Source organism: Haloquadratum walsbyi J07HQW2, from assembly GCF_000415985.1.
Taxonomy (GTDB): Archaea; Halobacteriota; Halobacteria; order Halobacteriales; family Haloferacaceae; genus Haloquadratum; species Haloquadratum walsbyi_B.
The window spans coordinates 2556640-2578908 of sequence record NZ_KE356561.1 but is presented as its reverse complement, the minus strand read 5'-3'; the positions used below and the strand labels follow the sequence as shown (position 1 = coordinate 2578908).

Annotated in this window: 20 protein-coding genes and 2 pseudogenes; 15 read left to right on the top strand and 7 right to left on the bottom strand. The window is 47.7% G+C overall.

The window, feature by feature from the left end:
* Window positions 1–162: 162 nt before the first annotated feature.
* Window positions 163–2736 carry a DNA topoisomerase I gene (locus J07HQW2_RS12125; protein WP_021055826.1) on the top strand — a complete coding sequence of 858 codons (2574 nt, stop codon included), beginning with the start codon at window positions 163–165 and terminating at the stop codon, window positions 2734–2736.
* Window positions 2737–2982: 246 nt separating this feature from the next.
* On the opposite strand, the gene J07HQW2_RS12120 is transcribed toward J07HQW2_RS12125, so the two are convergent.
* A complete protein-coding gene (locus J07HQW2_RS12120) occupies window positions 2983–3177 on the bottom strand; it encodes a cold-shock protein (RefSeq protein ID WP_048075280.1) in 195 nt (64 codons plus the stop codon).
* Between the two features lie 358 nt (window positions 3178–3535).
* On the opposite strand from J07HQW2_RS12120, the gene J07HQW2_RS12115 reads away from it, so the two are divergent.
* Window positions 3536–4255: a phosphoglycerol geranylgeranyltransferase gene (locus J07HQW2_RS12115; protein WP_021055824.1), complete on the top strand. Its 720-nt coding sequence runs from the start codon at window positions 3536–3538 to the stop codon at window positions 4253–4255.
* 12 nt (window positions 4256–4267) lie between these two features.
* Here J07HQW2_RS12115 and J07HQW2_RS12110 read toward each other — a convergent pair.
* Window positions 4268–5569, bottom strand: a pseudogene (locus J07HQW2_RS12110) (RNA-guided endonuclease InsQ/TnpB family protein).
* Window positions 5570–5896: 327 nt separating this feature from the next.
* Between J07HQW2_RS12110 and aspS the strand changes: the two are divergent.
* From aspS to J07HQW2_RS12095, 3 genes are all read left to right on the top strand, one after another.
* Window positions 5897–7201, top strand: coding sequence for an aspartate--tRNA(Asn) ligase (gene aspS / locus J07HQW2_RS12105; protein WP_021055823.1), 1305 nt, complete (start codon window positions 5897–5899; stop codon window positions 7199–7201).
* Entirely contained in the window at window positions 7202–8107 is a 906-nt protein-coding gene (locus J07HQW2_RS12100; RefSeq protein ID WP_021055822.1) for a pantoate kinase, read from the top strand.
* Between the two features lie 326 nt (window positions 8108–8433).
* The gene (locus J07HQW2_RS12095) at window positions 8434–9219 is read left to right on the top strand and encodes a 4-phosphopantoate--beta-alanine ligase (protein WP_021055821.1); all 786 of its coding nucleotides are present in this window, start codon (window positions 8434–8436) and stop codon (window positions 9217–9219) included.
* Window positions 9220–9350: 131 nt separating this feature from the next.
* On the opposite strand, the gene J07HQW2_RS12090 is transcribed toward J07HQW2_RS12095, so the two are convergent.
* Window positions 9351–10352, bottom strand: a complete 1002-nt coding sequence (locus tag J07HQW2_RS12090; protein WP_048075279.1) for a glutathione S-transferase family protein — start codon at window positions 10350–10352, stop codon at window positions 9351–9353.
* A gap of 162 nt (window positions 10353–10514) precedes the next feature.
* Here J07HQW2_RS12090 and J07HQW2_RS12085 point away from each other — a divergent pair, with 162 nt between their 5' ends.
* A complete protein-coding gene (locus J07HQW2_RS12085) occupies window positions 10515–11438 on the top strand; it encodes a sulfide-dependent adenosine diphosphate thiazole synthase (RefSeq protein ID WP_021055819.1) in 924 nt (307 codons plus the stop codon).
* A 187-nt stretch (window positions 11439–11625) separates the two neighbouring features.
* Here J07HQW2_RS12085 and J07HQW2_RS12080 read toward each other — a convergent pair whose 3' ends face one another.
* Both J07HQW2_RS12080 and dcd read right to left on the bottom strand, forming a co-directional pair.
* A complete protein-coding gene (locus tag J07HQW2_RS12080; RefSeq protein WP_021055818.1) occupies window positions 11626–12576 on the bottom strand; it encodes a thiamine-phosphate synthase family protein in 951 nt (316 codons plus the stop codon).
* Window positions 12577–12590: 14 nt separating this feature from the next.
* Window positions 12591–13211 (bottom strand): dCTP deaminase, encoded by a 621-nt coding sequence (dcd, locus tag J07HQW2_RS12075; RefSeq protein ID WP_021055817.1) that lies wholly within the window; start codon window positions 13209–13211, stop codon window positions 12591–12593.
* A gap of 430 nt (window positions 13212–13641) precedes the next feature.
* Here dcd and pth2 point away from each other — a divergent pair, with 430 nt between their 5' ends.
* The 9 genes and pseudogenes from pth2 to J07HQW2_RS12030 all read left to right on the top strand — a co-directional run bounded on the left by pth2 (window position 13642) and on the right by J07HQW2_RS12030 (window position 19206).
* The gene (pth2, locus tag J07HQW2_RS12065) at window positions 13642–13980 is read left to right on the top strand and encodes a peptidyl-tRNA hydrolase Pth2 (protein ID WP_021055815.1); all 339 of its coding nucleotides are present in this window, start codon (window positions 13642–13644) and stop codon (window positions 13978–13980) included.
* Window positions 13981–14325: 345 nt separating this feature from the next.
* Window positions 14326–15771, top strand: a complete 1446-nt coding sequence (gene truD / locus J07HQW2_RS12060) for a tRNA pseudouridine(13) synthase TruD (protein ID WP_021055814.1) — start codon at window positions 14326–14328, stop codon at window positions 15769–15771.
* An 82-nt stretch (window positions 15772–15853) separates the two neighbouring features.
* Window positions 15854–16576, top strand: a complete 723-nt coding sequence (locus tag J07HQW2_RS12055; RefSeq protein ID WP_021055813.1) for a DUF2103 domain-containing protein — start codon at window positions 15854–15856, stop codon at window positions 16574–16576.
* A gap of 177 nt (window positions 16577–16753) precedes the next feature.
* Window positions 16754–17118 (top strand): annotated as a pseudogene (locus tag J07HQW2_RS18710) (zinc ribbon domain-containing protein); the annotation flags it as partial.
* An 81-nt stretch (window positions 17119–17199) separates the two neighbouring features.
* On the top strand, window positions 17200–17481 hold the full coding sequence (locus tag J07HQW2_RS12045; protein WP_048075277.1) for an eL43 family ribosomal protein: 282 nt from the start codon (window positions 17200–17202) through the stop codon (window positions 17479–17481).
* A gap of 14 nt (window positions 17482–17495) precedes the next feature.
* A complete protein-coding gene (locus tag J07HQW2_RS18705; RefSeq protein ID WP_011570572.1) occupies window positions 17496–17630 on the top strand; it encodes a DNA-directed RNA polymerase subunit P in 135 nt (44 codons plus the stop codon).
* A gap of 145 nt (window positions 17631–17775) precedes the next feature.
* Window positions 17776–18171: a KEOPS complex subunit Pcc1 gene (locus J07HQW2_RS12040; protein WP_021055810.1), complete on the top strand. Its 396-nt coding sequence runs from the start codon at window positions 17776–17778 to the stop codon at window positions 18169–18171.
* A gap of 374 nt (window positions 18172–18545) precedes the next feature.
* A complete protein-coding gene (locus J07HQW2_RS12035) occupies window positions 18546–18935 on the top strand; it encodes a prefoldin subunit beta (protein ID WP_021055809.1) in 390 nt (129 codons plus the stop codon).
* A gap of 16 nt (window positions 18936–18951) precedes the next feature.
* Window positions 18952–19206, top strand: coding sequence for a DUF3194 domain-containing protein (locus J07HQW2_RS12030; RefSeq protein ID WP_021055808.1), 255 nt, complete (start codon window positions 18952–18954; stop codon window positions 19204–19206).
* Window positions 19207–19314: 108 nt separating this feature from the next.
* Here J07HQW2_RS12030 and J07HQW2_RS12025 read toward each other — a convergent pair whose 3' ends face one another.
* Together J07HQW2_RS12025 and J07HQW2_RS12020 are read right to left on the bottom strand one after the other, a co-directional pair.
* The gene (locus tag J07HQW2_RS12025) at window positions 19315–21222 is read right to left on the bottom strand and encodes a DUF2070 family protein (protein WP_021055807.1); all 1908 of its coding nucleotides are present in this window, start codon (window positions 21220–21222) and stop codon (window positions 19315–19317) included.
* Between the two features lie 28 nt (window positions 21223–21250).
* The gene (locus tag J07HQW2_RS12020; RefSeq protein ID WP_021055806.1) at window positions 21251–21805 is read right to left on the bottom strand and encodes a GMP synthase subunit A; all 555 of its coding nucleotides are present in this window, start codon (window positions 21803–21805) and stop codon (window positions 21251–21253) included.
* Window positions 21806–22269: the final 464 nt, after the last annotated feature.

The following is a 22269-nucleotide window of genomic DNA, read 5'->3' as shown; positions in this document are numbered from 1 at the left end:
ATTGTCAACAGTTATTGAAAGTCATACAATCCTGTAGTTTTGAGAATAGGGTTGTCGTCCGTCGATTTAGCCGCCTTTTCCGTACAGAGTATCAAGCCGACTGCCTCAGGGTGAATTCACGAAAGGTTTAGGCTATCGTTTATCGTACTTTTTTGTATTACGATGAGCCAGGGGCCAGAACTCATTATCACCGAGAAGGATAACGCTGCACGGCGGATTGCTGATATTCTAAGTGGGGGGTCAGCAACAGCAGATCGTAAACAAGGCGTTAATGTTTATCAGTGGGGTGGAAAGCGTTGCATCGGTCTGTCCGGACATGTCGTTGCTGTTGATTTCCCACAAGAATATAGCGATTGGCGGGATGTTGAACCCGTTGAGCTCATTGATGCACCGATTGAAAAAAATCCAACAAAGCAGAATATCGTTAGCATGTTGAAAACACTCGCTCGACGGGCACGTCGTGTCATCATTGCGACTGACTACGATCGAGAGGGTGAATTGATTGGAAAAGAAGCATATGAGCTTGCTCGTGGAGTGAATGAGTCGACTCCAATCGATCGTGTCCGGTTTTCATCAATCACCGAAGAATCAGTCACGAAAGCCTTCGAAGACCCAGACGAGCTAGATTTCAACCTTGCAGCAGCAGGTGAGGCTCGACAGATAATTGATCTCATGTGGGGAGCCGCATTAACACGGTATCTATCCCTCTCAGCGGGGCAGCTTGGCAATGACTTCATTTCTGTCGGTCGGGTTCAAGGACCAACGCTGAAATTGATTGTTGATCGTGAACGCGACATTCAGGCATTTGATCCTGACGACTATTGGGAATTATTTGTTAATCTCACATCAGCGGACCAGCCGGTTGAGACAGACACAGATGATGCGATAACAGGGTTTGAGGCGCAGTATTTCTACCACGCAGATGATGGGACTGAAGCCGAACGAATTACTGAAGAATCAACCGCGGCGGAAGTGTTCGAAACACTAGAATCAGTTTCTGTTGTCGACGTTGAGTCGGTGAAACGGCGGACACGAGTCGATGACCCGCCAGCGCCGTTTAATACAACGCAGTTTATTAGTGCAGCGGGGTCGATCGGATATGCTGCACAGCGGGCGATGGATATTGCAGAGGAATTGTATACAGCAGGATATATCACATATCCGCGAACAGACAACACTGTTTATCCGGATGATCTTGATCCTGAAGAGCTGGTAGCGGCGCTCACAAATGGAGCTCAATTCGGAGCGGACGCGGATCATGTTCTTGAACAAGAAGTCTTGTCGCCAACAACCGGTGATGAGGAGACAACTGATCATCCACCAATCCATCCGACCGACGAACTGCCTCGTCCGTCAGAGCTGGGTGATGATGAGTGGGAAGTGTATGAGCTCGTCGTCAGACATTTCCTTGCAACTGTATCCAACTCAGCAACATGGGAACACCTGCGTGTTGTTGTGACCGCAGGTGACAGTCATTCACTGAAATCAAATGGACGACGGTTACTGGATCCAGGGTATCACGCAGTGTATCCATACTCAAGCGCAACTGAGTCACTTGTGCCAGATGTAGAAGAGGGTGAAACACTTCAGTTAACTGATGAAAGAATGGAGGCAAAGCAAACTCAACCGCCGCGACGGTATGGTCAGTCTCGACTCATCGAGACAATGGAATCAATGGGTATTGGAACAAAATCAAGTCGACACAACGTCATCGAAAAGCTATATAATCGGGAATATATCGAAAGCGACCCACCACGACCGACACAACTCGCACATGCTGTTGTTGAGGCTGCTGAAGAGTTTGCAGGGTTAATTGTTAGTGAGGAAATGACAGCTCAGTTAGAGACAGATATGCAGGCAATCGCAGAGGGTGAAGAGACACTTGAGTCAGTGACTTCTGAATCACGTGCGATGCTCACAGACGTCTTTGAGGGGTTAATCGACACAAATGCCGACATTGGTGATCACCTCCGGAAATCGATGAAGGCAGATAAGACGCTTGGACCATGTCCTGATTGTGGAGGCGATCTTCTTACCCGGAAAAGTCAGGGAGGGTCACACTTCATCGGATGTGATAGTTATCCTGATTGTGAGTATACACTGCCGTTACCATCGACTGGAAAGCCACATATTCTTGAAACGACCTGTGACGAGCACAAACTCAACGAGATAAAGATGCTCGCTGGGAAACGTAGTTTTGTTCATGGCTGTCCACTATGTGAGGCTGAAGCAGCAGATGAGCAAGCTGATCGTGTGATTGGCGCATGCCCAGAGTGCGGCGTACATGCTGATGGTGAGCTCGCTATCAAACAGCTGCGGTCTGGGTCACGACTTGTCGGGTGCACCCGATATCCAGACTGTGAGTATTCATTACCTCTTCCACGGCAGGGGGAGATTCACGTCGCAGATGAAATATGTGATGAACACGAGTTACCTGCATTACAGATTATTGAAGAAAACGACACAACACAGAGCGATACGGAGGAAGATACTGAGGATGGTGCTTGGGAACTTGGCTGTCCAATCTGTAATTATCGGGAGTATCAATCTAATCAAGCCGACAGTTCAACGCTTGAGAGCGTTCACGGGATCGGTGAAAAGACAGCTGAAAAGCTGAAAGATGCTGGCGTTGATACTGTTGATGCACTCAAATCAGCAGAGCCAGATACGCTTGCCAACCGCGTCGATGGTGTGAGTGTGGATCGACTACGAAAATGGCAATCAGCCGCAGACTGACCGGCACTCGGTGGCTGGGTGATGAGTCTTGATGTGAATAGATATTGAGGTTAGTAACTGAGATTGGTAGTCAAAAACGAATGTGCATATACGATTGAATGCGGTTGGAATCTATTATCAGATATGCACTGCTAGCGGTGTGAACGCTTCAAAAAAGACACTAATACTAATATATCAGTGTATTAGACCAACTATAGATGAAGACAGCTATAGTAGGTTATTTTAGATTAGGTCGTGCGTGACCGATTAGTCGCGAATGAGATTTGCTGCGCGTGGTCCCTTGTCGGACTGCTCAATCTCAAACTCAACTTCCTGTCCTTCCTCGAGGTCTGGACCGCCGACATCTTCCATGTGAAAGAAAACATCATCGTCCGCATCCTCAGTCGAAATGAAACCGTAACCGCCTGTATCGTTGAAAAAATCAACCTTACCTTCTGCCATTGTAAACGTATGTACGGTGATACGCCTAATAATACTTCCGAGGGTCGTGATACCATGGAGGTATATACACCTCATATGTATTAATATCAAATCAACATCAGCGTACAGTGTCGATACTCAAATAACGAGCCAGCGGGTTAATAATTCGAGAAATCAATAATATGGATGATCTCCCGTCAAACCGCCTAAGATAGACATTGAATTCCTGAATAACGAGTCTCTTGATTTTTTACTGAACATTTTGCTAGTCATCTATTGCTTACGGTTTAGGAAATGACATGCGAATAGGGTTGAATAAAGACAGTTCACTACCGTTTTCCGCGTCATTTTTATCTATGCCCCGGGAGAGGTATCTGCAATGAATGGGCCTTGGACAGAATGGGATCATATACTTAAAGTGGACCCAGATAAACCGCTCGTCGAGGGTGAAACATTCGAAGATGTGTGTCAGACAGGAACTGATGCGATTGAAATTGGCGGCACGCTCGACATCACAACAGAAAAAATGCAAGAAGTAGTCAACGCATGCTCGCGATATGATATGCCGCTGTATCAAGAGCCGTCAAATCCAGCGGTCGTCGTCGAATCAGATGCACTCGATGGGTACCTTGTGCCAACAGTATTTAACGCCGAGTCGGCGTTCTGGGTAGCCGGAGCGCACAAAGAGTGGGTTCGAATTGACGGTCCACTCGATTGGGAGCGAACAGCAACAGAAGCATATATTGTCTTGAACCCTGAGGCGTCTGTTGCTGAAGTAACTAAAGCAAATACTGACCAGACGGCAGACGATGTTGCCGCGTTTGCAACCGTCGCTGAGCGGTTATTTGGTCAGGAGATTATCTATATTGAGTATTCCGGAACATTTGGCGACCCCGAAAAAGTCGCAGCAGCAGCCGCAGCAGTTGATGAGTCAACATTATTTTATGGCGGCGGAATTGGTAGTTATGACGCTGCATATGAGATGGGTGCCCATGCTGATACAATAGTTGTCGGGGATTTACTCCATGACGAGGGGGTTGATGCTGTCAGCGAAACTGTTGCTGGTGTCAAAGATGTACACAAAGATACTGAGACCTGAATCGCCTCGGGGTCAAGCCCCGACTCCGAGGCTTCCTGTTTCTACGACGCGTTTGCGGACACACAAGTGGTGTCCGCAGGGAGCGCAGTCTCCACGGGCGTATCTTCGGGTCATCCCAGCCCTCACTCAACAAAGCCGCGTTGTAGGACATTCATCGCCGCGTTCAACTCACAATCACACTCAAACCCACAGCTCGGACACGAATGTTCCCTGACCCAGATGGGTTTCGCCGTCTCGACACCGCACGATGCACACTCTTTGGTTGTCCCGCGTGGTTCAATTTGAACGACGTGACAGTCGTACAGATCACCTTTATGTTCAACTCGAGGAGTGTGATGAACTGAACTGACGCCATGCCGCAGTCTGCTTGTTCCGAGCGTTATGCGACTGCTCTAACATCCCATCCCCTTCACGAACACAGCGTCGGACTTGCGGACGAGCCACGTCGTAGTCTTGTGTTGGTAGTCCAACACTTTTCGCTTGATGTGACGCTTGACCGTTGCCACCTCCCGACGTTGTTTCTCGTAGTTGTTCGACCCTTCTGTTTCCGTGAGAGCTTGCGGTGCTCGTGCTGGAGTCGTTCGGACTCGTCTTCAAGATCAAGCCAGTCCACGGTCTTGCCATCCGATGTGTGACTGTAATTCAAGATACCGAGGTCAATACCGACGCTATTGCCCGTGTCCAGTAAGTCCACGTGGACGTGGGGTTCCTCGGTCAGGTCGGCGTCGTCGGTTTCGAGAGCGAGCGAGACGAACCACTCGCCGGTCGGTTTCTTCTTTACGGTGAGTTCCTTGGGAGCTGCTTCGTCGGGGATCTCGCGATGGTGGCGGATCGGGATATCTCCGATTGTCGAGAGCCAGAGTGTAGTGTCGCGTGTCGGCCACTCGGAGTTGTGTGTTTGAGTTCGAAGCCAGACTGCGAATACGTCAGACTCTGGAACTCCCGCAGTGACTTCGACTTCCAGTTGAGCTTGCGTCGGGTTTGCTTCTGCTCGGAGAGTCAGAGTCCAGTGAGATTCTGGTAGAACCGTGTGATGGTCCGGTTCAGAGCTTTCGAGTGGACCCCTGCCTCTGAGAAGACAGGAACAGGAACGGGATAGCCGTCTTTCCAGTCGGAAAGTCGGGAGTGGTGGTGGTTGTACGTAGAGCCGATGTCGGCGGCGTCCACGTTGTCGTTGTCGTTGTCGTTGTCGTACTCGTACAGGGTGTAGTTGTACGCTTGGCGATGAACGTCGATATGAGAGTCCAGTTCAGCCACTAGCTCTTGTGTCGGGTATGCAGGGTAACGGTGACTACTACATCGCTGTCTATTAATCAGAGATATGTTGATGTAATGGTTTGCAGTATGGGTTGTCGGATTCAACCCGGGGTCAAGCCCCGGGGCATTCTCCTTGTACTCTATAAACTACATCAAAATCGAAATTCAATATCGTCGGTGACAAGCCCCGAACCACTCGCCTCGTAATCCGTAAACTCTGTCAGTACATGAGGGATCTCAGCACGTGACCCTGGGGGGACTTCATACTGGTAATCGTAGTAGTACGAGCAGTTACGGAGGATAGAGGAGAAAGCCCTGTCCTTCAGGGCGGGGAGGAAGTCAAGAATCGACTATTTTTAAGAATAGGACCTAGAACGACAATGTATGCAGGATAGAACGCTTACAGCTGAGGTTACCCCCGATGACGAGGTCACGATTGCCGGGTGGGTTCATGAAATCCGCGATCTGGGGGGGATTGCCTTCTTGATTCTCCGTGATCGAAGCGGGAAGATTCAAGTTAAGTTTGAAAAAGATGAGATGGATGACAAGATTGTCCAGACAGGGCTTGACGTCCCTCGAGAAAGTGTAATCAGCATCACTGGTATAGCCGATGAAGAACCGCGGGCACCAACTGATGTTGAGATTGTGCCAACGGCACTTGAGGTTCTCGCTTCTGCTGATACCGAACTACCGCTTGACCCATCAGGAAAGGTTGATGCTGATATTTCAACTCGACTTGATAATCGGACTCTTGACTTGCGAAAAGAGGAGGTAAAAGCCATATTCCAGATTCGCTCTGAAGTGCTTCGTGCGATTCGCGGTGCGTTCCGTGATCTTGGATGCACGGAAATCAATACGCCGAAGATTGTTGCAACTGGGACTGAAGGTGGAACTGAGCTATTCCCAATTACATACTTCGGCGAAGAAGCATTCATGAATCAGTCACCGCAGTTGTTCAAGCAGCTAATGATTGGATCAGGGCTTGAACGTGTCTTTGAGGTTGGACCAATTTTTCGTGCCGAGGAACACAATACACCTCGACATCTCAATGAGGCAACATCAATTGACTTCGAGTCAGCGTTCATTAATCATACGGAAGCAATGGATGCGTGTGAGTATGTTGTCACAGCCGCTTATGAAGGAGTTGCTGAAAACTGTGTAAGCGAATTAGAGACGCTTGGACTCATCGATGAATTTGATGCTCCTGATGAGGCATTCCCGCGAATTACATATCAAGAAGCGATTGAACGAATTAATGCGACGGGTAAGCTTGATGAGCAATTACTCTGGGGTGATGATCTTCCAACTGATGGTGAACGAGCGCTCGGCGCAGACGTCGGCACACATTATTTCATCACTGACTGGCCATCTGAAATTAAGCCATTTTATATCAAAGATCATGATGATGATGAAACACTCTCAACAGGATTTGATATGATGCATCCACAAATGGAGCTTGTCTCCGGTGGACAGCGTGAACACCGATATGAACACCTTGTTAAGGGGTTTGAACAGCAAGGTCTTGATCCTGAGCAGTTCAACTATTACACCAAGATGTTCAAATACGGAATGCCACCGCATGCAGGATGGGGGCTCGGTGGTGAGCGGCTTGTAATGACGATGCTTGGGCTTGAAAACATCCGTGAGGCGGTTATCTTCCCAAGAGACCGACAACGACTGAGCCCGTAGATGACAGCTACTCGCGAAGCGACAGTGTTCGTCCCAGGGCATATTACTGGGTTCTTTACCGCACATCACACAGATGACCCTGTCACGACTGGGTCGCGAGGAGCTGGTCTCACCATATCAACTGGCGTCGAACTACAGGTATGTCGTGGACAAACAGTTAATCCAGGGGTTAGACTCAATGGTGAGTCGATATCTATCGAAGCTGTTGATACGATAATCGAAATGCTTGATTTAGATGACATCTGCGTTAATGCACAGACAGCATTACCACTCGGTGCTGGATTCGGTGTCTCAGGTGCAATGACACTTGGTGTTGCGTTTGGAGGCAATATTATCGCAAATGAAATGAACACGCGAGTAGAGAGCGAACTCGTTACAGCTGCTCACTGCGCAGAGGTGCGTGCAGGAACCGGACTTGGAGATGTTGTTGCGCAGGCTCGAGGAGGATTTCCAATCCGGGTGGAGCCGGGAGCACCACATGTCGGGCAGCTCGATGGGATTACGGCTACACCACGGGTGGAATACTGTTCGTTCGGAACGGTCTCAACAGAATCTGTTCTAAATGGCGATACAGATGCACTAACGACCGCAGGCGAGCAGGCGCTGGACACGCTTCAATCAACGCCAACGGCAAGTCAGTTCATGACACTCGCACATCAATTTAGTGTCGATGCGGAGTTGTTGACGCCTGAAGTGCAAGCAGTGATTTCAGATGTCCAAACAGCAGGTGGTGATGCGGCAATGGCTATGCTTGGAAACACTGTTTTTGCTTTTGATGATGATCTCTCTACTGCAGGCTATGATCCAGTAGTTTGTCAGACTCACAGCGGCGGGGTAAGTATACAACAACAGGAACGCAATCGGACCGATGATCAGTGCAATCCACAGTCAGTCGAACACTCTTAATCGCGACGCGACTGAAGACACAGAAATTACGCCACTGAACATCAATTTTCACAAAGGTGTTTACACCAGCTGAAGATGTGACAAGTCTCACATATCACAGCTTAGAACTAATCCAGTTGGACTCGCACTGACTGGTTATTTGACGAGATTGGTGAATTTGACCTTCTCATCCCTCCGAGATTTACTCATATTGAATTGTAAGAGATAATCTAAACCAACCTATTTTTACTTCGGGTCAATTACAGGCGCTATATGATAACTGGCGTGAGAGTGAATCGGCAATATCGTATGACCGCTAGTATCACTCAGGTGATGATACGGTAGTTATGAATGATTCTTCATCGACGGAAAGTCCGGGGAAACAAGGTGATACCGATATGCCACAGAGTCATCCGCGATATCAATCACTCATAACCCGGCATCGAATCGAAGAAGGTGTTAACGCTGGAATTACGAGCACACAGGGTCTCATTGCAGAGGGTCGCGGTGAGGCATTTGACTATTTACTCGGTGAAAGGACGATCGCGTCCGCAGATGAGGCTGCACGAGCGGCGGCGGCGTTACTTCTTGATGCGGAACATCCTGTTATTTCAGTGAATGGGAATGTTGCTGCGCTTGTTCCGGAAGCAATTGTCGAGCTTGCTAAGATGGTTAACGCAGATATCGAGGTGAATTTATTTAATCGGACAGAGGAGCGCATGAAAGCGATTGCCGATCATCTCCACGACCACGGCGCAGAAACGGTCAGGGGATTGAAAGCTGATGGTCAAATTCCGGGTCTTGATCATGAGCGTGCGACTGTTGATTCGGATGGAATTGGTGCTGCAGATGTTGTGTTAGTGCCGCTTGAAGATGGTGATCGAGCCGCTGCACTTGACGCGGTCGGAAAGCACGAGATTGTCATTGATCTTAATCCACTCTCACGGTCAGCAGTTGCTGCAACAGTCCCGATTATCGACAATGTGCTTCGAGCAGTCCCAAATATCACTGCACACGCAGTAGAACTAAAACAGGCTAATAATATTGCTCTCACAGCGGTTGTTGATAGATTTGACCCGGACGAGGCGCGTGAGCGTGCAGAAAAAGAAATACGGCGTGGTGAACTAGAGTAACTGTAATCGATTATTTCTGAGATAATGATCTATATCAGGCGGATAACATGCAATGATAAAGCAAGAATCCCATCTTAGATATACTCATCGAGTGATTTCCTGTCTAATGACTATTGTTCTCTAATGCGGACTCAGTCGTCAGCAACGGCGGCAGTCGTATTACCCTGCAGCGCGTCTGGTAGATTCGCTGGCAGACGGTCGCGGTTATGTGGGGTACTAAAGTCAATGTCAGGACCCGTCGGGACAAGTCGTTTTGGATTCACATCATCGTGACTGACATAATAATGCCGCATTATGTGATCAATATTTACTGTTGATTCAATCCCAGGAAGTTGATATATCTCTTTGGTATAATTCCATAGATTTGGATATTCATGGATTGCACGACGATTACATTTGAAGTGGGTATGATAGACATGATCAAATCTAATTAGCGTCACAAACATCGCAAGATCGGCTTCGGTAAGCATGTTGCCGGCAAGGAACCGCTGGTCTTCAAGCACTTCTTCCCAGTGATCAAGCGCGTCAAATACGTCTTCAACAGCAGCATTATATGCTTCTTGTGTATCCGCGAATCCAGCGCGATAAACGCCGTTATTAATTGGGTCATATATCTCATCAATAACCCGATCTACTTCCTCGCGGTAGCCTTCTGGCCACAACGCAACGTCATTCGATCCATCAAACGCTGTATTGAGCATCCGCATGATCTCACGAGACTCGTTATTCACAATGGTTTGTGTTTGACGATCCCACAGCACAGGGACAGTAACACGACCTGTGAATTCAGGGTCTGCACGAGTATAGATATCGCGAAGATACTCCGCATCATACAGTGGATCTGGATACGCTGTAGAGAACTCCCACCCGTCTTCATATCGCTCGGGTTCAACGACTGAAAGAGAAATATCATCTTCAAGATCACATAGTTGACGTGTCATTGCGACACGATGAGCCCACGGACATGCCCGAGATATATATACATGATATCGTCCTGACTCAGCAGGGAATTTAGCGTCTGAGTCAGAGCTTATCTCATCGCGGAATGATGTCTCTTGTCTATCGAATTCGCCATCATCATTCGTCGTTTGATACGCATCGGTCCGCCATTCACCGTCAACGATCATATTCATAGATAATCACCAATGGATGCTGAATGTGTCATTATATACTATTTGACCTGGATGGACCTAAATCGTTCGTCTTGGTATCTATACGACGGATATTCTTTTTTGAGAGCACATATAGAGTGTAGTTTCGAATGATTTTAGTAGTTAGTAATATCACTAGGTGATATGTCGTTTGATGAATTCGCAGACGTCAGTGAAGCACAAGTCACACGAGCGATCGCCAAAGACTGGGGTAGTGAATTTATTGATCGCGTTGACACAGAGGTAATTATCGTTGGGGGAGGACCATCAGGGCTTGTCACGGCTAAGGAACTCGCCGAGCGCGGTGTTGATGTAACAATCGTTGAGAAGAATAATTATCTCGGTGGTGGGTTCTGGCTCGGCGGATTCTTGATGAACAAAGTTACTGTTCGAGACCCTGCACAGTCAGTACTTGATGAACTTGATGTTCCATACGAGAAGTCAGATGAGGCGTCTGGATTGTACGTTGCTGATGGTCCACATGCCTGCTCAGCACTCATTAAAGCAGCCTGCGATGCCGGCGCGAAGGTGCAGAATATGACCGAGTTCACAGATGTAGTCACGCGTGAGAATCATCGCGTCGGTGGGATTGTCCTCAACTGGACACCTGTGCATGCTCTGCCGCGTGAGCTTACCTGTGTTGACCCCGTTGCTGTTGAATCTGACCTTGTTGTTGATTCGACCGGTCACGATGCTGTTGTGATTTCAAAACTCTCAGAGCGTGGTGTATTGAATGCACCAGGAATTGAACATGCAAATGAGCATAATACTGGAATGGACAATACTGCCGAGGATGAATACGGTGCCCCTGGACATGACTCACCAGGTCATGACTCAATGTGGGTAAGTCGATCTGAGGATCAAGTTGTCGAACACACTGGTGTTGTTCATCCCGGCGTCGTTGCTACCGGAATGGCTGTTGCAACTGTTGAAGGACTGCCACGAATGGGACCAACATTCGGTGCGATGTTACTCTCAGGAAAGCGCGGTGCCCAAGCATGTCTTGATGAGCTTGGTCGCGACACAACGCCGGTTGATTTCACCCCTGCAGCACCTGCAGACGACTAACTAATCGGTCATACCCTGATTTCAATTGAACCAGGGACGGTCGTCCATATTTATACTGACCCGTTAGTCGGTTCATAAGCACGTGAGTTTTGAAACTGTTTTCAGTTATAGTTTCGATATGTCAAATAGGCGAATATCTAAAGTCAGAGTTTGGCTATGATATGAAAAGAATTCGTGAGGGGCGTCTTTATCCGCGCGTCTTTGGTACAAGAAGTTCTTGGACAATCTCGATAATCGTGTCAGTATCTGACGCTAGAATATATATAACCGGCTCAATCCCGTATCCGCCTGTTTGATAGCAAGCAACGGGCTGTGCCTCAGCTTCAGTCTCACTGATAGTGATATTATTACTTGCCATCGATGAAAATGCGGTTTGGATTGGATCACCGGCGGCATCGGGATCAAATTCAACTGTATCATACCCTGCATTAGAGAGCTGTTCAATTATATCTACATCATAGTAGATATTGATTGCACTATTAAATTCAAATCCATTCGCTCGAGCGGTGAGTAGTACAGATGCAACATGTTCGCTGACGCCAAACTCTGGATCTCCTGGGACGGTCGTGTTACCTTTGACATCAAATATTCGCCCAGGCACACCTGCAACATCATCGACAGTGGTTGCATCTGGAAGACATGCAACAAGGTTTGAGCCTACATTCGGAATGAACTCAGCAAATCCGGTGGTATTCGTCAGCCGACGAAGTGCACGCCGAAGCGATGAGCGAATTTGTTCGCTCGTCCGAAGACCACCCTCCGGATCATGGATCCTGGAGTATCCATCGTGCTCCGCAACTTCAGGCATGGACTCCTCATGTAGTCGAGTGATAACTCCGCCAGCCTCGAGTCGTCGAATTAGCACTTCAGATTCGATGAGGGCTTGAACACGTGACATATCTCCTGCTGTGAGTCCTGTCCCAATCTGGTTGACAAGCGCTTTGACATCCTCGTCGGTTACAACGACATCACGACGACTGATATCGCCGTGAGCATACTTTGAGACCGCGCTTTGGCTGATACCAAGTGCTTCAGCAACCTCATGTTGGGTAAACCCACGATTGCGAAGATCTTCTGCCAGCATTGAACGAAACGTCGGAAGGAATTCCTCAACGACTATTTCCTCGATGAATTTCATGTTATATTGATTCCTCAGGTTGTATTTTGATTATGTTGGTGTGCTGTATCATCTGTTTGGTCGAACTCTGGATCCTCACCGATTCGTGATGCTTGTGGTCCGGTTTGGTTTTGATACTTTGAATCACGTGCAGCGCCATATGGACGAGCAGATGACTGTGTAAGTTCTGTGAACACAAGTTGTGAAACACGCATACCAGGTGTGAGTGCAACAGGTGCTGTTCCAAGGTTCGATAGTTCAAGTGTAATCTGCCCACAGTATCCTGGGTCAACGACACCGGCTGTTGCGTGGATTACGACTGCAAGTCGACCAAGAGATGACCGACCTTCTACAGTCGCAAGAAGATCTGGAGGAATGTCGACTCGCTCCTTTGTCGTCCCAAGGACAAAGTCGCCTGGATGGAGAATAAACTCGTCACCTTCTGGGATGATTGTCTCAGAGACATACTCAGAGACTTCTTCTTGGCGGTTTGGGTGAATACATGAAATGTTTGTTCGCTGAAATTCAAGAAATTCCTCACCAAGACGAAGGTCGATACTTGCGGGTTGGACCTGCATGTCAAGATCATCAATCGGTTCCACAACGAGTTCTCCCGTCTCAAGACGAGCGAGGATATCATCATCAGATAGAATCATATCAGAGCCACCGAGAGGAAGTTATCGAGATTATCTTCAGAAAGATTCAAATAATCCTGCACATCTGAGATACATGACGGAGATATTCTACAGTCAATGACAGAGTATACTGACATCAACTCAGGTTTAGATACCATTTTGTGTTGTCTCATGTGCTTTTGACGATAGCACATCTGAGTATTAGTGTGTTCGATCGCTTCGCTAAACTCAAGTTGTAATATCATATCTCTTTGTTCAGTAGGTCCTGATTTAATCCTTTGTCTAGGCACCGTTGGATACTGGTTTTTATCCATATTGTTCAAGCGTCAGGATAGTCTGAAGACTTGAGTTAATTTTTGATTGGGTATACCGATCGGTCAAATTGATAACTGGCTTATGGGATCTGATTCGAGCAGCAACCGATATGTGCACGTGGGGTTGACGCGTATGTATGAAACAAGCCATTGTTGCCCGTGCTGATCTGGGAATGGGAAAGGGAAAGCTTGCTGCACAGGTCGCACACGCATCCCTGTCTGCTGTTGAGGACACTAGCTCAAAATCAAAAAAGCAGTGGAAAGGTGGCGGTCAAAAGAAGATTGTACTCAAAGCCAATAGTGAAAAGCAATTGTTTCGATTAGCAGATGAGGCTGAGCGTGATGGAATTTCAAACGCCGTGATTCGTGACGCAGGACATACACAACTCGAACCGGGCACAGTGACGTGTCTTGCAGTTGGACCAGGCAGTGAGGAAAACATCGATCGCATAACAGGCGATCTCAGTTTATATTAATTACATGCAAGTATTGACACAGAACCGATTATCATGATGTATCTATAACAACAGCATGTAGTTGAGCTGATAGTCGTCAGTAAAATACATGATCACTAGAACAGATGGATGATGATCATGAATATGGTTCTATTTGATCAGGTGATTGATTTTATATCTGATCACAGCAGAACATGACACGAGAATTTCCGAATGTATCGACGAATGCTATGTTTCAGCTGTTTCATGTCGTCAGTCCTAGTCTCAGTCTCACTTAGTCTCGGTATTGAGACAGGAAGCACTCTATATGACCAGCATCAATCGGAGCGACCTTGCTGATTGAGTCATAATCATGTTCTACTTGCGATGCGCACTGCTCCCTCTCGCGAACAGACAGTCGGAATTGAGTATTATTATAGTGACACTGATGGGACAGATGGACAACTTCGTGTTCGCCCAGCAGATTTTCAAGTACAAGAGCTTGAAACGGTTGATCCAGAGTCAGTTGATAGTCCCACTGGCGATTATCCACATGTATTACTTCGGGTAACACTTTCTGAGTGGGATACGAATGATTTCGCACAACGATTATCAAATGATCTTGAAATTAGTCGGGAGCGGATTTCGTGGGCAGGCACAAAGGATAAGCACGCAATCACGACACAGTTGTTTTCGGTCGCTCGAATAGATCCGGAAAATAACGCACTTTTCTCAATCCCAAATGCCGACGTAGAGGTCATTGGGCGGATTGGACGGTCACTTCAGTTTGGAGATCTTGGGGGAAACGGGTTTGAGATCCACGTCCGGAATGCGACAGACACCACTGTTGTTGATGCGATAACTGCTGAGTTGCACACGCATGCTATGGACAGTAATCACAGCCAGGGTGAGGAGAATCGAGACCCGTTGTCCAGGGGAGCTGATGAAGTGAGCATCACAGTCCCGAATTATTTTGGTCATCAGCGATTTGGTAGTCATCGGTCAATCACACATCGGGTTGGTCGAGCGGTCGTTCGTGGTGCATGGCGAGAGGCGGTATTACAATACGTTGCTAACTCTTTTGAGAGTGAGCCTAAAGCAACACAGCGAGCTCGTGAATTTGTTGATGAGCAAGCTGGAAGTGCCAACCCAGATTGGGAGGAAGCGATTGAGCGAATGCCGGGGGCACTTCGATTTGAGCGGTCAATGCTGCACCGATTAAATGCAGCCGATGCCAGCATAGAGAGCGATGCCGAAACATGGCGTCATGCACTCATGGCAGTCCCAGAGAATCTTCAACAACTCTTCATTAATGCAGCACAATCAGATCTATTTAATCGAATCATTAGCGAACGAATACGACAGGATATCCCGATTCATCGGCCCGTTGTCGGTGATATTGTCTGTTTTCAAGATCAGAATTCACCGACAGGAGTGAAACGAGCTGACCCAACACGAACACAACTCGCGACAGAACGTCGTGTTGATATTATGCGACAGCATTGCGAGCGTGGACGGGCATTCGTCACGGCACCGTTAATTGGAACGAAAACCGATCTGGCGAGTAACACACCAGGAGAGATCGAAGAAAATGTCCTGGCAGAATATGATATCACTCCAGCCGATTTTGATCGTCCAGGAGCTTTCAATTCAACAGGAACACGTCGCGCTATGGCTCTCCAGACGGACATATCTACGAAGATTGGAGTTGATCGTGCCGGTGAAGATTATGACGATATCGAAAACTATCTGTTAGAGTTTAAACTTCCGCCTGGTGCATACGCAACTGCTGTTCTTCGGGAGTATCTAAAGGTAAATCCAGCAAAATTATAATTACGGGTGTGTCACTCCATCAAGGATAGTATGTTTGATGATGAACGACCGTACTTTTATTTACGCATCAGCTTAGACATATATGGACTGCCGGCGGTGTGGAACGCCCTTAGAACGACCAGGCGATTATTGCTTAGTTTGTAACACCGCCAACTGCGATACGGTCGTCATTGAGTTCGAACGTGACCGAGCAGATGTGACAATGCTTGGTGAGGAAACAGTAATTGCAACAACGACTGTGACGACAGTCCCTGAGGAAAGTTCAGAGGCGCATGTTGTCGAGTTACGAAATTTCGCCGGGAAAGTTGCAGATGAAATACGACGAAAACGACCTGAGACGGTCTTTGCAACCGGAAATCGTGATGTTCTTCGTGAGACGCGTGCACAGATTCATTATGAATTTTATCGTGTTGCCGGCGAGCGTCCGGTTGAGCGTGTTCTCGATAAGCGTGGTGAGCGGTCGCTTGAAGTTGTTGAAACACCACCACGTGAGAAGATTGGGGGGACACATTCGACGCTTATCGGTGGTCGACCTGGGCGCAAGGCAATCAGTGTCGTCGCTGACCACCCACATGTGAAAAAGATAATTCCAGGACCAATCGATGCGGGTGGAACAGGATCCCAAAGTGGTCTCCGCGCGAAGGTCACTCGAGCCGATAATAATGGAAATGTTCGACTATTACTCCGGGATGGTTCGAGCGTCCAGGAAAATCGTATAGTAACGACAGCAATGGATGTTGAAACGGGTGAATACGTTCGTGACGACCTCAATGATGCACTTACAACCGCAGAATTGCGTGAGTGACTCTAAAACACAGCTGTTTGTTGTTCAGTTGATCAGATCTATACACAAATCGGTATGACGCACAAATCTTTATTAATTCAGGGATAATAAATCTGAGTGACTCACAGGTAATAAAAATCATCTATTGCTCTCTATTCTAAGATTTAGCTGATCTCAGGCGCTAAGCCCCCGTCCTCAAGGAGTCTCGAATACAAGTGCAAGCGTGAGGGAACGCACTTTGTCGAAGTCGAACCTGAACCTGCTGGCACGATAGCAGAATGTGCTTCGTGTGGTGTTGCATCTGATAAGCCGTTGTGGGTGCGAGAACACTCATGCCAGCGTGTGGATTCGAGACGGACAGAGACACGAACGTTGCAGTTAATATACTTTCTCGTGGTTTTGAAACGCTAGGACTAGGATTGGGACAATCCGAATCTGTAACGCCTGTGGAGACTGCACTCCCTCTGTTCACTTCATCAGGTGTTTCCGATGTTGTGAGTGAAAAGCGCGTCATCGAAACAGGAAGCCCCACCCTCAAGGAACCTGCGCCAGCAGGTGAGTAGGGTGTGGGATAGTTCACAGAAATGGGTTCCAGACCGCGTCTCGCAGGCTTTATACTAACAGCTGAAGTACATTATGGTACTATGGCTGAAGACAATGCACGAACGAGTGGGAGTGCTGGTCGGTTCGGGGCACGCTATGGACGTGTTGCACGACGTCGAGTCAAAGAGATTGAATCTGAGATGCGTAATGCAAGCGTTGATGGCGATGATGTCACTCGTGTTGGGACAGGAATCTGGCGGAATGAAGAAACAGGTGAACTCTTTACTGGTGGAACGTACAATCCAGAAACACCTGGTGGCAAGCAGGTGCAGCGTTCAATCCGTGCTGCACTTTCAGGCGATGGCGATGAAGAGGATAATTAGATAACCGATTTATTATGAGTTATAAATGTTCTCGGTGTAAGCGTGATGTCGAACTTGAAGAGTACGGCGGTGTTCGATGCCCATTCTGTGGGCATCGTGTCTTGCTAAAAGAGCGTGCACCAGAGATCAAAGAAGTTCCTGTCGAGTAATCGTATAGAGTAATTCAATTAAAAAACAGATGATTTAAGTCAACTTGAGGGAGTGACCCTCGCCTGTTAGTTATCGATTAAAAATAGACATAATAGAGTGAACTGAATCACTAAGACTGATTAATAATCGTAGGCATTGATCCGAATGGATGAGGATAATATAAAAAGTAATGCTGCTGATGGTCGTGGTCATAATGGAACGTCTGCCGATTCATGCAACAGTATTAAGTCATCGCTCATAGCAGACAAAACAGATGACCGTGTTACTCAACAGCGTCATACACTGGAACTGACATGGCGTTACGCTGACGTGCAGCGCGCACAGATCGTGAGTTCAGCTGTTGATCAAGAAGTTGGTGAAATCGATGATACGCGCTCTCGTGCGCGGGTTAAAAAAGATGACACAACGGTCACAGTGAGGATCGCCGCGGCAGATTTGATTGCACTTCGGGCAGGCGTAAATACGTGGACGCGATTTGTTGCAACTGCAGAAGAGGTACTCGGTAGTGTTGATAGTTCGATACATGATACTGACCGGTGACATCTGCTCGGTTTTAAATCAGACAGGGGTGTTCGAGTTGTGCAGTTGCTCGACTCTCAAGCATACACATTGTTCTGTAGGAAGTGAATGATCACTGCCAGGTCGTCATTAATACTGTGTGCCCTCCAACGCCCATATTCCTATTAGATTCAAGACTATATTGTGATAGATTCATGCGGTCAGCAACTACTAGATATTCTGTATAACCAATCTGAGGGTAGCTTCTGAGATATTCAACCTGATCCAACTGAAGATCATATGACGGTGTTCGATAGCTCTGGGTGCGAGGTTCAGACACAGCCCATGCGGCAATTAGTATGGTTCGTCTGGAGAGAATACGGGTCTTTTTCAGTCCGCATCTCCCAATAGAATTTATGCAGGGCAATTTGCCACCAGAAGCACAAGAGAAACTCGAAGAGCTGCAGGACCTTCAAGAAACAGCACAGAAGGTGGCAGCCCAGAAAGATCAAGCCGAATCAACATTGAATGAGTCTGAAGCGGCACTTGATGCGCTTGAAGATGTTAATGAGGAGACGATGATGTATCGAGAGGTTGGCGAATTGCTTGTCGAAACAGAGTATGATACCGCTCACGACGAACTCTCAGACAAAGTTGATAGTCTTGAGATCCGTGTTGAGCAACTCACAAAGCAAGAAGAGCGAGTTCGTGACCAATTTGAGAGTCTTCAAGAAGAACTTCAACAGATGCTCCAGGGCGGCGCTGGCGGCGGTGGTCCAATGGGTCCTGGCGGCGCTGGTGCATAAGCGCGAAGCTACAGTCATGTCAAACTCGACACCAAGCGACAATACTGTTGTGAACACGGCTGCGGACGCTGCAGAAGGGATTATTTTTGCTGAATATCGACAATCAACAGTAACTGATGTTGATATTACCGTTAGTTTTGAATCTGGTGTTCTTGAAGTTGATGTCTACCTCAACGTGCCTGATGACGTTTCACCACCAGCCGACAAAGTGGCTGATAAGGCTGCGCGAACCGCACGGACCGCTGTTGATGAACTCTTTGATGAGACGTAATCGGGAGTGACCCGACTATAGGCACAGTATATATCAGATAGTAAATAGTCATTTCTCGTGGATTGATACAAACCCGCTGACCACAATCTGAGATATTGATACTACAGTTTAGGCGAAGAGAAAGATAACTACGCTAACAGCAATAGCAGCAAGAGCGACTGTCACGGCAAATGCTCCCCCAATTGAAACAACAACATTCGCATGACTTGCGAGTGTCTCTGTTCGATCATTACCGAACACAGTGACAGATACGCGTTCAACAGCCATCCCACCTGTCACGGTCTCATAATCACGACGTGCTTCCGTAGTGAGATCAGAGAGTGTCTGGATAAATACCTCATCATCAATCGCCGAGCCGACCTGATTGTCTGCCTCAATTGTATTGACGATGTGCGTATCTGTTGTCATTATCTCCGCAGCGTCGACTGGTCCTTCATCGACAAGTGTCTCGACTATCTGACCACGAAGACCAGGCTCCATGTTGTTACCATCAACAAGTACATATGCGGTCTCATTATCAGCAACTTTCAGTACAGCAACGCGGACGCCTAATGGTCCGATACCGTCTGTTGGATTCCATGGCGTCTCTGTCCATGCAGTGCCAAGTTCCATCGGATACTGTTCAGCTGTGGAAAGACGATCCCCACATTGTTGAGCCGCATTAATCATATCAAATGCACGAGCTGAACCAGGGGTGACATGACCAAGGGTAGGACCATTGAGACCATTATTAGAATTGTGTGCGTCGACAAGCATCACATTATCTAATCCAGTTGTTCGGGCTTCGGCTGATGCTGACAGACCGACGCCATATGCAACATCATCGGCGAATCCTGGTGCATACGTTGAGATTAATAATCCATCATCTCCGATACACTGTCCAAGCATCGAGGCTTCTCCGGAATGTGTTCGGACACTCCGGGTTGCTTCAGCTGTATATTCAATGTGGTCAGCTGCAGTCTCAACGGCCTCAATGATTGTATCAACTTCGCGCTCAGTCACAAGATTAAAATCGTGACCAGCGGTTGCATGTGGAGGGAACGCAAGCCCATTAGCTGCCGTAGCTACTCGTTTTGGAAGGTTTCCACCACCGATTTCACCCATTGGTCCAGGGTGTATCATTGGAAGGACAAATCGGGCTTTCTCAGTATCATCTGATGTTTTGAACGAAAGCACTGAAACAGGAACTAATGCTTCCTCACCGAGTTGTTGAAAGAACTCCTCAAGCTCGCGTGAGCCTTCTGCAATATGACCAATGAATCCACCGAGAAAATCAAGCATTGAGACATCAAGATTACGGCGCCACGGGCGATCAACAATCATGATAAATCCATATACAGCGAGTGCGTAGAGTGCAGATGTAATTCCGAGAAGGACAAAGTGTTCCATGGATATGGCAGATAGCTCCGCCGGACCTCTCTCGGGACGTGCCAGATACGGCATCATATATGCATCAAGTAGCGGTCCACCAAATGAGATATATCGTAAGGTACCACTATATATGAACAGAAGAACAGCCGCAACGAGTGTTTGGATACTTGCTGGGAGTGCTGCAATCGCTAATGACGAACGTGAAACAGCCACCACAACGAGTAGACGGAAAGCGAATACAGATGCGAGCGCGACGATGAGAGCATCAAATACGAATCGTTGACCAAGTCCTGTGACGACTGAGATTACCGCAGCAGTCACAACGATAGTCACGACAATTAACTCAGAAATTAACGCAAGAAGCGACGATCGATTTGCCGTGAGCTTACCTCCGACAAACCGATCAACACCAGTTGTTGCAAACGCAGCGACAACCGTTGGAATTCCAATAAAAAATATACCTTCCCACGCATCCCGACCAAAAATAAAGAGTCCACGCCATGTCGTTGCATACGCACCAGAATCAAAGGCGGCAACACCAACGGTAGCTGCGATGACAATCGCGAATGTAAGACTGATATACCACCGTGGAGCACGAAATATGAACCGCGAAAGATCCGCAAGTTCGCTTTGTGTTGTAGTCATAGAAAAATATACCCAATATGACTATGCGCTATTGACATCGAGCGATGAAATTTTTGAAGACCTCTTCACCGCGTTCAGTATGTGCAACCTCGGGGTGCCACTGGACGCCATATCGTTCCTGATCAGGATTACTCATTGCTTCAATACGGCATACGTCTGACTTCGCTGTTCGTTCGAATCCTTCGGGAACGGATTTAACTTCATCTGCGTGGCTTGCCCAGACGCGGGTTTCTGGAGCAAGTGATCCGATAAGCGGGTCGGTGTCATCAACGATCTCGACATCGACATCGGCATAACCACCGTAGTCACCAGCAGCGACTGATCCACCAAGTTCGCTTGCGAGCAGTTGCATGCCAAGACAGATACCCAATATTGGAAGGTCAAGATCAAGATATTCCGGACACTTACCGACACGATCGATATCAGGACCACCAGAGAGAACAAGCCCATCTGCGGTCTTGATTAGTTGCTCAGGCGATGTCGTGTTATCGATAAGGTCGACATCAACCCCAAGATCACGAAGTGCTCGCTGTTCGAGATGCGTAAACTGACCGTGATTATCGATAACAGCGATATGAGTCATTTGATACTCATGGATACAACAAAGAAGGGCAAAAAGCGCCCGGTCTTGAAATTATACAAATACGCTGGTAACATGTCAAATATGATATGAGACGATAGCAAGCCGCAACAGTAACTTAGGTATTTTCTTGAATCCGTGCTGAGTGACACAGCACGATATCTCAGCGGAGTATCAATTGTTTAGATGTAATATCTGCAGAGTAATGATGATAAATTGATACAATATATTATAACTTGAACAGGCGCAATCCCACGATGTTGCCGGTGTGGCGTGGTGTGGATACGCGCCGTCAGACGGGGACGGGAGCGGGAAATTCCGAGCTGTGTTCTGCTCCGATATCGTATGCTAGTGTGTTTGCACGTTGGTTACGACGCCACTGCAGCCGCATACCCGACAATTGGGGGTTCGAGTGTGAGTGTGGGTGTGGGTGTGGGTGTGAGTGTCCACCTAGACTGGAAACAGGA